The sequence below is a fragment of the Pseudomonas sp. H3_D04 genome, assembly GCF_054669175.1.
This window is the reverse complement of record NZ_CP162801.1, coordinates 6,047,712-6,061,540: the sequence shown is the minus strand read 5'-3', so window position 1 is coordinate 6,061,540 and position 13,829 is coordinate 6,047,712. Positions and strand designations below refer to the sequence as shown.

Below are 13,829 nucleotides of genomic sequence, written 5' to 3'. Positions count from 1 at the left end.
GGGGTTAGCTCACGATTTCGAGGGCAGGCTGCTGGCTGCTGCCAAACGTCAGATACTCAACCAACTCCGCCAACGGCAGCGGCTTGCTGATCAGATACCCCTGCACCTGATCGCAACCAAACCCGCGCAACAACTCCAGCTGCTCCGCCGTCTCCACGCCTTCGGCCACCACTTCAAGGTTGAGGTTGTGCGCCAGGTTGATCATCGCGTGGACCAGTTTGCGATTCTCTTCCCGCTCTTCCATGCCGCCGACAAAGCTCTTGTCGACCTTGAGCAAGGCAATCGGCAGGCTGTTGAGGTGCACGAAGGACGAGAACCCGGTGCCGAAATCATCCAGCGAGAAGCGCACGCCCAGGCGCCCGAGGGCGTCCATGGTCTGTTTCACCAGGTCGCTGCGGCGCATGACCGCAGTTTCGGTCAGTTCGAATTCCAGCCATTGCGCCTCGACGCCGCGCTCGGCGATCAGCCGGCTCAGGGTCGACAACAACTGGCTGTCCTGAAACTGCCGGAACGACAGGTTGATTGCCATGTGCAGCGCCGGCAAACCACGCTCGCGCAATGCCTGCATGTCCCGCAGGGCCCGGGAAATCACCCAGTAACCGAGCGGTACGATCAAACCGCTTTGCTCGGCCAGCGGCACGAACTCGCTGGGCGCCAGCAAACCGCGCTCGGCATGCCGCCAGCGCACCAGGGCTTCGAGGCCGACGATCTGGCCGTCCTCAAGGTTCAGGCGCGGCTGGTAATGCAACTCCAGTTCGTCACGGCGCAACGCCCTACGCAGCTCGCTTTCGAGGTCGGCCATGCTGCGGGCATTGCGGTTGATGCGTTCGTTGAAGATATGAAAGGTACAGCCCTGAGTGCTCTTGGCTTGCTGCATGGCGATGTGCGCGTGCCACATCAGCGGGTCGGCGCCGGCCTGGGCCCGGGCGTGGGCGATGCCCAGGCTGGAACCGATCAACAGGCTTTCGCCGTCGACCCAGTAAGGTTCGGCCAGGGCTTCGGTGATGCGCTCGGCCATCCATTCGGCGCGCTGAGGCGCGCGGCGGGTGTCGATCAGCAAGGCGAATTCATCGCTGCCCAGGCGCGCCAGTTGATCGCCGGCCTCAAGCTGGCTTTTCAGCCGCGCAACCACTTGCAGGATCAACCGGTCGCCGGCCTGGTGGCCGAGGGCATCGTTGGCGTGACGGAAGTTGTCGAGATCAAGGTGACCGAGGGCCAGGCCACGGCCGTCGTTTTCCGCCAGACGCGCGGCCAGCAAGGTCTGGAAGCCCTGACGGTTGGCGATGCCAGTCAGCGGGTCTTGCTCGGCCAGGCGTTGCAGGGTGTTTTCCAGCAAGCCACGTTCGCGCACATGCCGCAGGCACCGGCGCAGCATGCCGGCATCGAGATGGTCGCGCACCAGCCAGTCGCTCACACCATCGGGCGACGTCAGGGGCTCGTGCTCGAGCAGCAACACTGTCGGCAAGCTGCATCGGCCTGGCAGAGGCTGAAGTGCTGGAATGGTCAACAACACCGCGTTGCGGTTGTCATCGAACAGACTGCTGACCGACTCCCAGCTCGGCGCGCTGATAAGCACGGCCGAGCTCCCCATCGGAGCCAGACACTCGCGCAACAACGCTGCCCACACCGGCTCTTCGGCCAGTAGCAGCAAACGCAAGGGTTCGACAGGCGTAGACAAGCTAGCTCCCTAGACTCTGCAAAGATGTAGGCGACGGGCATTATGCCGCGCCTGTAACCAATGACCAAATGACATCAGTTATCAAACGTGAGTTTGTGTCTGGAATACGAACATTAGCCGCTAATTCACCGCGCATCCTGCTTGAAAGTATCAAAACCGGCAAATAGAGATAGCGTGGTGCGTCACAAGTCGGAGAGAGCAGCACAATTCGCTGAGCCTGTTAAAATGCCGGCCCATTTCACTAACGACTCCCTGATTTCGTATGTCCCGACTCAATCCCCGGCAGCAAGAAGCCGTGAGCTACGTCGGCGGCCCTCTTTTGGTGCTCGCCGGCGCCGGCTCCGGCAAGACCAGCGTGATCACCCGCAAAATTGCGCATCTGATCCAGAACTGCGGCATCCGCGCCCAGTACATCGTCGCCATGACCTTCACCAACAAGGCCGCGCGCGAGATGAAGGAACGGGTCGGCACCCTGCTCAAGGGCGGCGAAGGCCGTGGCCTGACGGTGTGCACCTTCCACAACCTGGGCTTGAACATCATCCGCAAGGAACATGTTCGCCTGGGCTACAAGCCGGGCTTCTCGATCTTTGACGAAACCGACGTCAAAGCCTTGATGACCGACATCATGCAGAAGGAATACTCGGGCGACGACGGCGTCGACGAGATCAAGAACATGATCGGCTCGTGGAAAAACGACCTGATCCTGCCGCCCGAAGCCCTGGAAAACGCGCGCAATCCCAAGGAACAGACCGCCGCCATCGTCTACACCCACTATCAGCGCACGCTCAAGGCGTTCAACGCGGTGGACTTCGACGACTTGATCCTGCTGCCGGTGAAGCTGTTCCAGGAACACGCCGACATCCTCGAAAAATGGCAGAACAAAGTCCGCTACCTGCTGGTGGACGAATACCAGGACACCAACGCCAGCCAGTATTTGCTGGTGAAACTGCTGATCGGCACGCGCAACCAGTTCACCGTGGTCGGCGACGATGACCAGTCGATCTACGCCTGGCGCGGTGCCCGCCCGGAAAACCTGATGCTGCTCAAGGACGATTACCCGTCCCTGAAAGTCGTCATGCTCGAGCAAAACTACCGCTCCACCAGCCGCATCCTGCGCTGCGCCAACGTGCTGATCTCGAACAACCCGCACGAATTCGAAAAGCAGCTGTGGAGCGAGATGGGCCACGGCGACGAAATCCGCGTGATCCGCTGCCGCAACGAAGACGCCGAAGCCGAGCGCGTGGCCGTGGAACTGCTGACCCTGCACCTGCGCACGGACCGGCCTTACAGCGATTTCGCGATCCTGTATCGCGGTAACTACCAGGCCAAGCTGATCGAACTGAAGCTGCAGCACCACCAGATTCCGTATCGTTTGTCCGGCGGCAACAGCTTCTTCGGTCGCCAGGAAGTGAAAGACCTGATGGCCTACTTCCGCCTGATCGTGAACCCGGACGACGACAACGCCTTCCTGCGGGTGATCAACGTCCCGCGCCGGGAGATCGGTTCGACCACGCTGGAGAAGCTGGGCAACTACGCCACCGAGCGCAAAATCTCGATGTATGCCGCCACCGACGAAATCGGCCTGGGCGAGCACCTGGATGCGCGTTTCACCGATCGTCTGTCACGCTTTAAGCGCTTCATGGACAAGGTCCGCGAGCAATGCGCCGGCGAAGACCCGATCTCGGCGCTGCGCAGCATGGTCATGGACATCGACTACGAGAACTGGCTGCGCACTAACAGCTCCAGCGACAAGGCCGCCGATTACCGCATGGGTAACGTCTGGTTCCTGATCGAGGCGTTGAAAAACACCTTGGAGAAAGACGAAGAAGGCGAGATGACCGTCGAAGACGCCATCGGCAAACTCGTCCTGCGCGACATGCTGGAACGTCAGCAGGAAGAGGAAGACGGCGCTGAAGGTGTGCAGATGATGACCTTGCACGCTTCCAAGGGCCTGGAATTCCCTTACGTGTTCATCATGGGCATGGAAGAGGAAATCCTCCCGCACCGCTCCAGCATCGAAGCCGACACCATCGAAGAAGAACGCCGCCTGGCCTACGTTGGCATTACCCGCGCGCGTCAGACCCTGGCCTTCACCTTCGCCGCCAAGCGCAAGCAATACGGCGAGATCATCGACTGCGCGCCGAGCCGCTTCCTGGATGAGCTGCCGCCGGACGACCTGGCGTGGGAAGGCAACGACGACACACCTGTTGAAGTCAAAGCCGTTCGCGGCAATACCGCATTGGCGGATATACGGGCAATGTTAAAGCGCTAGAATTGAGCACTTTTTAACCGAACACTTTTTAACCAGGCATTTTTGACAAGCTAGGCGCACATGGCGCCAGTAGAGGAACGCTTCATGGAAGCACTGCACCAGAAAATCCGCGAACAAGGCATCGTGCTTTCCGATCAGGTCTTGAAGGTCGACGCCTTTTTGAACCACCAGATCGACCCGGCCCTGATGAAGCTGATCGGCGATGAATTCGCTGCGCTGTTCAAGGACTCGGGCATCACCAAGATCGTCACGATCGAAGCTTCGGGCATCGCCCCGGCGATCATGACCGGCCTGAACCTCGGCGTGCCGGTGATTTTTGCCCGCAAGCATCAGTCACTGACCCTGACTGAAAACCTTCTGTCGGCGACCGTTTACTCGTTCACCAAGCAGACCGAAAGCACCGTGGCCATCTCCCCGCGCCACCTGACCAGCAGCGACCGCGTGCTGATCATCGATGACTTCCTGGCCAACGGTAAGGCGTCCCAGGCGCTGATCTCGATCATCAAACAGGCCGGCGCCACCGTCGCCGGCTTGGGGATCGTGATCGAGAAGTCGTTCCAGGGTGGGCGTGCGGAACTGGATGCCCAAGGTTATCGCGTTGAGTCGCTGGCTCGGGTGCAGTCGCTGAAAGATGGCGTGGTTACCTTCATCGAATAAAGCCACACCGCATATCCCTTGTGGGAGCGAGCCTGCTCGCAAAAGCGCTGGATCAGTCAACGATGATGTCGACTGATACTCAGCATTCGCGAGCAGGCTAGCTCCCACAGTGGTTTTGGAGTGGCTGTTATGGCGCGGTGGCCTTGAGGCCGGTGAGCAGTAGCCGCTGAAACAGGTCCTCTTTCAGCCCTTCCGGGTTGGTCAGCTGCATCCGCTCCAGATGCTCGGGAAACGCCGCAGGCTCCGGCGCGTCCAGCGCAGCCTTGCCCAACTCCAGAATCTCCGAGAGCTTGAACTTGCTCTTCAACCAGTTCAGCGACCGCAACAAATCCCTCTCCACCGCAGTGAAATCACACCCCAGCGGATATTCCGGAAACAAATTCGGATGCAACGCCTGAATCGCCTGTAAACGCTCCGGGCTGTTGTCGGCAAAACGCGGATCGATGCGGAAATTCTTCGGCAATTTGCCAACGTTCTGCGCCTGCTCGATCAACCCCGGCTGGAAGCGAGAGTCGCTGATATTCAGCAATGCCTCGATCACCGCCGCATCGGTCTTGCCGCGCAGATCGGCGATGCCGTACTCGGTGACCACGATGTCCCGTAGATGCCGTGGGATCGTGCAGTGGCCGTATTCCCAGACGATGTTCGAACTGACCTCACCGCCCGCCTCGCGCCAGCTGCGCAACAGCAGCACCGACCGCGCGCCCTCCAGCGCATGGCCCTGAGCAACAAAGTTGTATTGCCCGCCAACGCCGCTCAGCACTCGCCCGCTTTCGAGCTGATCGGCCACGCCCGCGCCGAGCAGGGTCATGGTGAACACGGTGTTGATGAAGCGCGCGTCCAGGCGCTGCAAGCGTTTGAGTTCTTCCTGACCGTAGAGCTCGTTGATGTAGCTGATGCGGGTCATGTTGAATTCGAGTCGCTTGCTTTGCGGAAGCTCGCGCAGGCGCTCGTAAAAACTGCGCGGCCCGAGGAAGAACCCGCCATGCACCGAGATGCCATCGGTTTGCGCGGCTTCGTCGAGAGTGCCGGCATTGGCTTGTTGCTGGGTCGGCACGTCCGGGTAGACCTTGCGCCGTACGATTCCGGCATCGGCCAGTACCAGCAAGCCGTTGACGAACATTTCGCTGCAACCGTAAAGGCCCTTCGCGAACGGATCGATGCCGCCTTCGCGGTCGATCAACTGCGCCCACTGGCTGAGATTGATATCCGCCAGCAACGCCTTGTAACCGGCATTGTCGGCCTGACGCGCCAGCAACGCTGCGGTCAGGGCATCGCCCATGGCACCGATGCCGATCTGCAAGGTGCCGCCATCGCGCACCAGCGTACTGGCGTGCAAGCCGATGAAGTGATCCTGGAAACCCACGGGCATGTTCGGCGTGGAGAACAGTGTGGTGTTGTCCTTCTCGTCGATCAGCAGGTCGAAGGTGTCGATACCTATTTCGGCGTCACCGGGCATGTAGGGCAAATCGTTGTGCACCTGGCCCACCAGCAGGATCGTCTCTCCCGCCGCCCGGCGTTTGGCGATCATCGGAAACAGGTCGAGGGTGATGTCAGGGTTGCAGCTCAGGCTCAGACGATCCGGGTGTTCGGCGTGGCTGGCCACCAGTTGCGCCACGAGGTTCAAACCGGCGGCGTTGATGTCCCGCGCGGCGTGGCTGTAGTTGCTGCTGACGTAGTCCTGCTGGGCCGATTCGCTATGCAGCAGGCTGCCGGGCTGCATAAAGAATTGATGGACGTGAATGTTGGCCGGCAGGCTGTCTTTGTGAAGTCCGGCGAGAAAATCCAGCTCCGGATAATCGCCAAACACTCGCTCGATGAAGGGTTCGAGGAAGCGCTTTTGCAAACCGTCGCCCAAGGCCGGGCGGCCCAGGCACAGGGCAGTGTAGATCGTCAGCTGCCGGTCGGGCAGTTGCGCGACGCGCTGGAACAACGCGTTGACGAAGTGGTTGGGTTTGCCCAGGCCCAGGGGCAGGCCCATGTGGATATGCGCTGGCAACCGCGCCAATACGTCATCGACCGCCTGCTCGATAGAACACAGCTGCACCATCTGATCCTCCCTTACATTCCGTGAATTGGGGTTGGACCGAGCTTGCCGGGCCTTTACTGCAAAGAATAGTCCCCAAGGAAAATCGCAGGCACAAAAAAGCCGCTCGTAAGCGGCTTTTTCGCTGAAGATGCTGGCGTGTTACAGGCCGGACATTTCTTTGATGGCGCCCTTCAGCTCGTCGTCGGAGCAGTCGGCGCAGGTGCCTTTAGGCGGCATCGCATTGATACCGGTAATGGCTTTGGCCAGGATGCCGTCTAGGCCGCCCTGGTGATCGGCGCGCTCTTTCCAGGCAGCCTTGTCGCCGATTTTCGGCGCACCCAGCAGGCCGGTTCCGTGGCAAGCATTGCAATGTTTTGCAATCACATCTTTAGGCGTCTTGGCACCGCCACCGCCAGTAGCAGCAGCAACTTCCATCCCCTTGCACTCTTGACCCTGGACGCAAACCTGGCCGACTGGCTCAAGGCGTTTAGCAATATCGTCGTTGGTCGCTGCTTGTGCGCTGACTGCCCATAGGGCCAATACGGTTGCTGGTACGGCCAGCATTTTCATAATTAGATTCACGCGTTCACCCTCAATGGTGGCTAGTCACGCCTACGGCCACGGTTCGCAGGCGGGCGCAAGTATAACGGTAACCCCGTCACACTGAAACAACCCCAAAGTCGAAGGGGTCTTGTTGCGCAATGGAAAAACGGTTTGGGTGCCTCCGCCATGCTGGCAGGACGCCTCTTCTCTTAGAAATTCGCGGGCGTGGCTGCGCTGATTAGTCGCGCCGGCGCATCGAACGGATTACGGAAACGGTGTGGCTTGGTACTTTCAAAGTAGTAGCTATCCCCCGCTTCGAGCACAAAAGTTTCGAGGCCTACCACCAGTTCCAGTCGGCCTTCCACCAAAATGCCGGTTTCCTCGCCCTCATGGGTGAGCATCTCGTCACCGGTGTCGGCGCCAGGCGGGTAGATTTCATTGAGGAAGGCGATAGCCCGGCTCGGATGCGCCCGACCGACCAGTTTCATGGTCACTGCACCATCGGAAATATCGATCAGCTCGTTGGCCTTGTAGACGATCTGCGTCGGTTTTTCCTGCAGGATTTCTTCGGAAAAGAACTCGACCATGGACATGGGAATCCCGCCCAGTACCTTCCTCAGCGAACTGATCGAGGGGCTGACGCTGTTCTTCTCGATCATGGAAATCGTGCTGTTGGTGACGCCCGCGCGCTTGGCGAGCTCACGCTGGGAAAGACCTTTGAGCTTACGGATGGATTGCAGTCGTTCACCGACGTCCAAGCTTGCGCCTCCAAGATTCAGGTTGTAGAAATATTGAGCGTTATCATGGCGACAGCGTTCAGTATTTACAACACTTTGGCCTGAATCCTGTTCAGCGAAGCGACTTCCGGTACGGACTGCTGACCGCTAACCCTCGGAATAGAGCTTTGGCACCCGGCGCAGGTTGCAGAAGATCTGATAGGGAATCGTGTCAGCGGCGGCGGCCACGTCGCTGGCGAGGATGTTTTTACCCCACAACTCAACGGCCGAACCCAGGCCGGCCTGCGGTACATCGGTCAGATCGATGCAGAGCATGTCCATCGACACCCGGCCAATCAACTGGCTGCGCTGCCCGGCGACCAATACTGGCGTGCCGGTCGGTGCCTGACGCGGGTAACCATCGGCATAACCCATGGCCACCACCCCGACGCGCATGGGCTTGGGGGTGATGAATTTGGCGCCATAACCGATCGGCTCGCCGGCCGGCAGTTCACGCACGCAGATCACTTTCGATTCCAGGGTCATCACCGGCTGCAAACGGGAGGCCACGGCGTTGGCTTCTTCAAACGGCGTGGCGCCGTAGAGCATGATGCCCGGGCGAACCCAATCGCTCGGAATCTGCGGCCAACCGAGTACCGCCGGCGAGTTGCGCAAGCTGATCTCGGCCGACAAACCTTTACGTGCCGCTTCAAACACAGCGACCTGCTCGGCGCTGGCCTGCTGGTGCAGCTCATCGGCGCGGGCGAAGTGGCTCATCAAGACAATCTTCGCCACCTTGCCGCTGGCCAGCAGCCGTTGATACGCCGCGTGATAATCCTTTGGATGCAAGCCAACCCGGTGCATACCGGAATCGAGCTTGAGCCAGACCGTGATGGGCTTGCTCAACGCGGCGTTCTCGATGGCTTCGAGCTGCCACAACGAATGCACCACGCACCAGAAATCATGCTCGACGATCAGCGACAGCTCATCGGCTTCGAAAAAACCTTCCAGCAACAACACCGGCGCCCGAATGCCAGCCGCGCGCAGCTCCAACGCTTCTTCGATACAAGCCACGGCAAATCCGTCCGCCTCGGCTTCCAGCGCCTGGGCGCAACGCACCGCGCCATGGCCGTAGGCATCCGCCTTGATCACGGCGAGGGCCTTGGCCCCCGTGGTTTCACGGGCGATCCGGTAGTTGTGACGCAGGGCTTGAAGGTCGATCAGGGCACGGGCTGGACGCATGGCGGCAGACTTCTAGGCGGTCATGGGAATAAAAACCGGCGCTGGCTGACGGCGTGAACCGCCAACAGCACCGGAAGAGGGATCTTTCTAACGTCCTGACAGGCTTACGGCAGAGCGGCGACCACCGACAGCTCGATCAGGATTTGCGGTTCACACAGCTTCGACTCAACGGTCGCACGGGCCGGGGCGACGCCTTTTGGCAGCCACTTGTCCCACACCGCGTTCATGCCTTCGAAATGCGCGTCGATATCTTTCAGGTAAATCGTGACCGAGAGCAAACGGCTCTTGTCGGTGCCTGCCAGATCGAGCAAACGCTCGATATTGGCGAGGGTTTCACGGGTCTGCTGTTCAATCCCGGCACTCATGTCGTCGCCGACCTGCCCTGCCAGATAGACGGTGCCGCTGTGGACAACGATCTGGCTCATGCGCTCATTGGTGAGCTGGCGCTGGATTGACATGTTTTGCGGACTCCTGAAGTTTTGTGCCGTAACGGGAAATATCGAGGCCTTCGGCGCTGATCTGCGGCGTTTTTTTCGCCATCAGGTCAGCCAGCAAACGGCCGGAGCCGCACGCCATGGTCCAGCCGAGCGTGCCGTGACCGGTGTTCAGGAACAGGTTGCTGAACGGGGTGGCACCAACGATGGGCGTGCCGTCCGGGGTGGTCGGACGCAGACCGGTCCAGAAGCTCGCCTGGGCCAGATCGCCGCCCTGAGGATAAAGGTCGTTGACGATCATCTCCAGGGTTTCGCGCCGACGCGGGTTCAGCGACAGGTCAAAACCGGCTATTTCAGCCATGCCGCCGACACGGATGCGGTTGTCGAAACGGGTGATCGCGACCTTGTAGGTCTCGTCGAGAATGGTCGAGGTCGGAGCCATCGCCGGGTTGGTGATCGGCACGGTCAGGGAGTAACCCTTGAGCGGATACACAGGGGCCTTGATGCCCAGTGGCTTGAGCAGTTGCGGCGAGTAGCTGCCGAGTGCCAGCACGTAGCGATCCGCAGTTTCCAGCTTGCCGTCGATCCATACGCCGTTGATGCGATCACCGGCGAAGTCGAGCTTCTGAATGTCCTGGCCGAAACGGAATTCCACGCCCAATTTGACGGCCATTTCGGCCAGGCGAGTGGTGAACATCTGGCAGTCGCCAGTCTGGTCGTTCGGCAGGCGCAAGGCACCGGCGAGGATATCAGTGACGCTGGCCAGGGCCGGCTCAACGCGGGCAATGCCAGCGCGGTCGAGCAGTTCGAACGGCACGCCGGACTCTTTCAGAACAGCGATGTCTTTCGCTGCGCCGTCCAGTTGAGCCTGGGTGCGGAACAGTTGGGTCGTCCCGAGGCTGCGGCCTTCGTAGGCAATGCCGGTTTCAGCGCGCAGTTCGTCGAGGCAGTCACGGCTGTACTCGGACAGACGCACCATGCGTTCCTTGTTCACCGCATAACGGCTGGCGGTGCAGTTGCGCAGCATCTGCGCCATCCACAGGTATTGGTCGATGTCGGCGGTGGCCTTGATCGCCAGCGGTGCGTGGCGCTGCAACAGCCACTTGATGGCCTTGAGCGGCACGCCCGGCGCGGCCCACGGCGAGGCATAACCCGGCGATACCTGCCCGGCGTTGGCGAAACTGGTCTCCATGGCAGCGGCCGGCTGACGGTCCACCACCACCACTTCGAACCCGGCACGCGCCAGATAATAAGCACTGGTGGTACCGATGACGCCGCTACCCAAGACCATAACGCGCATTTTCATATCCCTCATCGCGGCTTGCCGCTGACGTTCGTAGTTGTAGAGCATTGATGTGCGCAGTGTAAAAAAGATTAGGCAGTGCTTTTCACTATATAACTGCCTATATTTGGCGAGAATTCTCGGCAAAAACCCTTTTCACGGAGGCGCATCCCCTATGCGTACCAACACTCAGACCAAACGTGAGCTGGACAAGATCGACCGCAACATCCTGCGGATCCTGCAAGCGGACGGACGCATCTCCTTCACCGAGCTTGGGGAAAAGGTCGGGCTCTCGACCACACCGTGTACCGAGCGGGTCCGGCGCCTGGAGCGCGAAGGGATCATCATGGGCTACAACGCCCGGCTCAATCCGCAGCACCTCAAGGGTAGTCTTCTGGTGTTCGTCGAGATCAGCCTCGACTACAAATCCGGCGACACTTTCGAAGAGTTCCGACGTGCGGTGCTGAAACTGCCCCATGTGCTGGAATGCCATTTGGTGTCGGGGGATTTCGACTACCTGGTGAAGGCGCGGATTTCCGAGATGGCTTCCTACCGCAAGCTGCTGGGCGACATCCTGCTCAAGCTGCCGCATGTGCGCGAATCCAAGAGCTATATCGTGATGGAAGAGGTGAAAGAGAGTTTGTGCCTGCCGATTCCGGATTGAGACTTTGTGGTGTCTGTTCAGACCCCATCGCTAGCAGGCTCGCTCCCACCATCTTCAGCGTGCACACAGTCTGTGCATGACGCAGATCCAGTGTGGGAGCTAGCCTGCTAGCGATACAGGCGACTCGGTCTTCCCTCAGACGAGGACCTGCCGGGTCGACGCCATGTACTCATGAATCTGCTTCTCCACCCGCGGATGAATCAGCTCCACTGGCCCCCGCCCATTCGGGCACGGCAAGGTCTTGGTGGTCCCAAACAACCGGCAGATCAGCGGCCGCTCGTCATACACCGTGCAGCCATTGGGGCCCAGGTGCACGCAGTTGAGCTCATCCATCGCCGCATCCTGCTCGGCCCGGGTCTTGCGCGGCAGGCGGGACATTTCTTCCGGCGAGGTGGTCACCGGTCCACAGCAGTCATGGCAGCCGGGCACGCACTCGAACGAGGGGATCTGCTGGCGAAGCGTGCGGATTTTCTGGCTGTTGCAGCTCATCGAAGCGGTGACCCAAAGCGGAATAGACCGGGATTCTGACGCAAAAGCCGCGATCCAGACAGCACGAACCGACCAATGTTGCCCGCGCCGGAACGTCCGGCTTATGCTCCGTCAAATTTTATAGACACACGAATCAGGGACGCTCACATGAATGCCCGTGCCCAGCACACTGCCTCTTACTACGCCGCCAGCAGCCTGCCGCAGCCCGATCATCCGGTGCTGCAAGGCGATCTGGTGGCGGACGTGTGCGTGGTCGGCGGCGGGTTTTCCGGGCTGAACACGGCGCTTGAGCTGGCCGAACGCGGCCTCAGCGTGATCTTGCTGGAAGCGCACAAGATCGGCTGGGGTGCCAGCGGACGCAATGGCGGGCAATTGATTCGCGGCGTCGGTCATGGCCTCGATCAGTTCACCGACGTGATCGGTGCGCAAGGCGTGCGCCAGATGAAACTCATGGGCCTGGAAGCGGTGGAAATCGTCCGCCAGCGTGTCGAGCGTTTCCAGATTCCGTGCGACCTGACCTGGGGTTACTGCGACCTGGCGAACAAACCCCGCGACCTCGAGGGTTTCGCCGAAGATGCCGAAGAGCTGCGCAGCCTCGGCTACCGCTATGAAACCCGGCTGCTGCAAGCCAATGAAATGCACTCGGTGGTGGGTTCGGACCGCTACGTCGGCGGCTTGATCGACATGGGTTCGGGCCATCTTCACCCGCTTAACCTGGCACTGGGCGAAGCGGCCGCCGCGCAGCAGCTGGGCGCAAAGCTGTTCGAACACTCGGCGGTGACCCGCATCGATTACGGCCCCGAAGTAAAGGTCCATACCGCCCAAGGCTCGGTTCGCGCCAAGACGCTGGTGCTGGGCTGCAACGCCTACCTCAACCAACTCAACCCGCATCTTAGCGGTAAGGTGCTGCCCGCGGGCAGCTACATCATTGCCACCGAGCCGTTGAGTGAAGAGCTGGCGCACTCGCTCCTGCCGCAGAACATGGCGGTCTGCGATCAACGGGTGGCGCTGGATTACTACCGGCTTTCGGCGGATCGACGCCTGCTGTTTGGCGGTGCCTGCCATTATTCGGGCCGCGACCCGAAGGACATTGGCGCGTACATGCGGCCGAAGATGCTGGAAGTCTTCCCGCAACTGGGCGGGGTGAAGATCGACTATCAATGGGGCGGGATGATCGGCATCGGCGCCAACCGACTGCCGCAGATTGGCCAGCTCAAGGATCAGCCGAATGTGTATTACGCCCAGGCGTATTCCGGACATGGGGTGAATGCCACGCACCTGGCGGGCAAGTTGTTGGCCGAGGCGATCAGTGGGCAGCAAGGGGGCGGGTTTGATCTGTTCGCTCGCGTCCCGCATATCACCTTCCCCGGCGGGAAGCATTTACGCTCGCCGCTGTTGGCGCTGGGGATGTTGTGGCATCGGCTTAAAGAGTTGGTCTGAGGAAGTTGTAGCGCTCTGGCGGGCGCCTTCGCGGGCAAGCCTCGCTCCTACAGAGTTAGTGTCGATCTTCCGACCGACGCATAACCTGTAGGAGCGAGGCTTGCCCGCGAAGAGGCCCTCCAGAACACCGCAAAACTCAGATCCGCCAGAAAGGCTTAAGCCCCTCCTCCCGCGCCTGCTCCCGACTCAACCCCACATCCCTGAGTTGCTCGGGCGTGAGCGTCAGCAACGCCTTGCGCGTGTGCAGACGATGCCAGAACAGTCCCCAGCGACTCAGGCCGGACGGCGCATTGCGCATGACTGCCTCGCGCGCACCGTTTTTCTGCCCTGCCGCCAGTTCCTGACTGTGTAACGTCAGCCGCACATCGCTCAAGCCGTTCATT

The 13,829-nt window shown here is 60.5% G+C and carries 13 protein-coding genes; 4 read left to right on the top strand and 9 right to left on the bottom strand.

Annotated elements, in window-relative coordinates; genetic code table 11:
- Positions 1–4: 4 nt before the first annotated feature.
- Positions 5–1,678 carry a putative bifunctional diguanylate cyclase/phosphodiesterase gene (locus tag AB4N91_RS27810; RefSeq protein WP_010465155.1) on the bottom strand — a complete coding sequence of 558 codons (1,674 nt, stop codon included), beginning with the start codon at positions 1,676–1,678 and terminating at the stop codon, positions 5–7.
- Positions 1,679–1,940: 262 nt separating this feature from the next.
- Between AB4N91_RS27810 and rep the strand changes: the two genes are divergently transcribed.
- Positions 1,941–3,950 (top strand): DNA helicase Rep, encoded by a 2,010-nt coding sequence (rep, locus tag AB4N91_RS27805; RefSeq protein ID WP_010465157.1) that lies wholly within the window; start codon positions 1,941–1,943, stop codon positions 3,948–3,950.
- An 84-nt stretch (positions 3,951–4,034) separates the two neighbouring features.
- Positions 4,035–4,607, top strand: a complete 573-nt coding sequence (locus AB4N91_RS27800) for a xanthine phosphoribosyltransferase (RefSeq protein WP_109626693.1) — start codon at positions 4,035–4,037, stop codon at positions 4,605–4,607.
- Between the two features lie 127 nt (positions 4,608–4,734).
- Here the strand turns inward: AB4N91_RS27800 and AB4N91_RS27795 are convergent, their stop codons facing one another.
- The 6 genes from AB4N91_RS27795 to dadA all read right to left on the bottom strand — a co-directional run bounded on the left by AB4N91_RS27795 (position 4,735) and on the right by dadA (position 10,871).
- Positions 4,735–6,657, bottom strand: a complete 1,923-nt coding sequence (locus AB4N91_RS27795) for an acetyl-CoA hydrolase/transferase C-terminal domain-containing protein (protein ID WP_042932481.1) — start codon at positions 6,655–6,657, stop codon at positions 4,735–4,737.
- 138 nt (positions 6,658–6,795) lie between these two features.
- Positions 6,796–7,206, bottom strand: coding sequence for a c-type cytochrome (locus AB4N91_RS27790; protein WP_077748586.1), 411 nt, complete (start codon positions 7,204–7,206; stop codon positions 6,796–6,798).
- Between the two features lie 182 nt (positions 7,207–7,388).
- Entirely contained in the window at positions 7,389–7,937 is a 549-nt protein-coding gene (locus tag AB4N91_RS27785) for a cupin domain-containing protein (RefSeq protein WP_007947433.1), read from the bottom strand.
- A gap of 126 nt (positions 7,938–8,063) precedes the next feature.
- On the bottom strand, positions 8,064–9,137 hold the full coding sequence (gene alr / locus AB4N91_RS27780) for an alanine racemase (RefSeq protein WP_154912750.1): 1,074 nt from the start codon (positions 9,135–9,137) through the stop codon (positions 8,064–8,066).
- Between the two features lie 104 nt (positions 9,138–9,241).
- Positions 9,242–9,595 (bottom strand): RidA family protein, encoded by a 354-nt coding sequence (locus tag AB4N91_RS27775; protein ID WP_102594923.1) that lies wholly within the window; start codon positions 9,593–9,595, stop codon positions 9,242–9,244.
- Positions 9,567–10,871, bottom strand: a complete 1,305-nt coding sequence (gene dadA / locus AB4N91_RS27770) for a D-amino acid dehydrogenase (protein WP_010465171.1) — start codon at positions 10,869–10,871, stop codon at positions 9,567–9,569. Before dadA ends, AB4N91_RS27775 begins: the two co-directional genes overlap by 29 nt.
- Positions 10,872–11,028: 157 nt before the next feature.
- Between dadA and AB4N91_RS27765 the strand changes: the two genes are divergently transcribed.
- Entirely contained in the window at positions 11,029–11,517 is a 489-nt protein-coding gene (locus AB4N91_RS27765; RefSeq protein WP_010465173.1) for an Lrp/AsnC ligand binding domain-containing protein, read from the top strand.
- 135 nt (positions 11,518–11,652) lie between these two features.
- On the opposite strand, the gene AB4N91_RS27760 is transcribed toward AB4N91_RS27765, so the two are convergent.
- A complete protein-coding gene (locus AB4N91_RS27760; protein WP_007947437.1) occupies positions 11,653–12,006 on the bottom strand; it encodes a YkgJ family cysteine cluster protein in 354 nt (117 codons plus the stop codon).
- A gap of 147 nt (positions 12,007–12,153) precedes the next feature.
- On the opposite strand from AB4N91_RS27760, the gene AB4N91_RS27755 reads away from it, so the two are divergent.
- On the top strand, positions 12,154–13,446 hold the full coding sequence (locus AB4N91_RS27755; RefSeq protein ID WP_221107767.1) for an NAD(P)/FAD-dependent oxidoreductase: 1,293 nt from the start codon (positions 12,154–12,156) through the stop codon (positions 13,444–13,446).
- A 136-nt stretch (positions 13,447–13,582) separates the two neighbouring features.
- Here the strand turns inward: AB4N91_RS27755 and AB4N91_RS27750 are convergent, their stop codons facing one another.
- Positions 13,583–13,828 carry a DUF1127 domain-containing protein gene (locus tag AB4N91_RS27750; RefSeq protein ID WP_010465178.1) on the bottom strand — a complete coding sequence of 82 codons (246 nt, stop codon included), beginning with the start codon at positions 13,826–13,828 and terminating at the stop codon, positions 13,583–13,585.
- Between the last annotated feature and the right edge of the window lies 1 nt (position 13,829).

Coding starts and splice junctions, on each gene's coding strand:
- rep (WP_010465157.1), top strand. CDS start 1,941: ATGTCCCGACTCAATCCCCGGCAGCAAGAAGCCGTGAGCTACGTCGGC.
- AB4N91_RS27800 (WP_109626693.1), top strand. CDS start 4,035: ATGGAAGCACTGCACCAGAAAATCCGCGAACAAGGCATCGTGCTTTCC.
- AB4N91_RS27795 (WP_042932481.1), bottom strand. CDS start 6,657: ATGGTGCAGCTGTGTTCTATCGAGCAGGCGGTCGATGACGTATTGGCG.
- AB4N91_RS27790 (WP_077748586.1), bottom strand. CDS start 7,206: ATGAAAATGCTGGCCGTACCAGCAACCGTATTGGCCCTATGGGCAGTC.
- alr (WP_154912750.1), bottom strand. CDS start 9,137: ATGCGTCCAGCCCGTGCCCTGATCGACCTTCAAGCCCTGCGTCACAAC.
- AB4N91_RS27775 (WP_102594923.1), bottom strand. CDS start 9,595: ATGTCAATCCAGCGCCAGCTCACCAATGAGCGCATGAGCCAGATCGTT.
- dadA (WP_010465171.1), bottom strand. CDS start 10,871: ATGCGCGTTATGGTCTTGGGTAGCGGCGTCATCGGTACCACCAGTGCT.
- AB4N91_RS27765 (WP_010465173.1), top strand. CDS start 11,029: ATGCGTACCAACACTCAGACCAAACGTGAGCTGGACAAGATCGACCGC.
- AB4N91_RS27760 (WP_007947437.1), bottom strand. CDS start 12,006: ATGAGCTGCAACAGCCAGAAAATCCGCACGCTTCGCCAGCAGATCCCC.
- AB4N91_RS27755 (WP_221107767.1), top strand. CDS start 12,154: ATGAATGCCCGTGCCCAGCACACTGCCTCTTACTACGCCGCCAGCAGC.
- AB4N91_RS27750 (WP_010465178.1), bottom strand. CDS start 13,828: ATGAACGGCTTGAGCGATGTGCGGCTGACGTTACACAGTCAGGAACTG.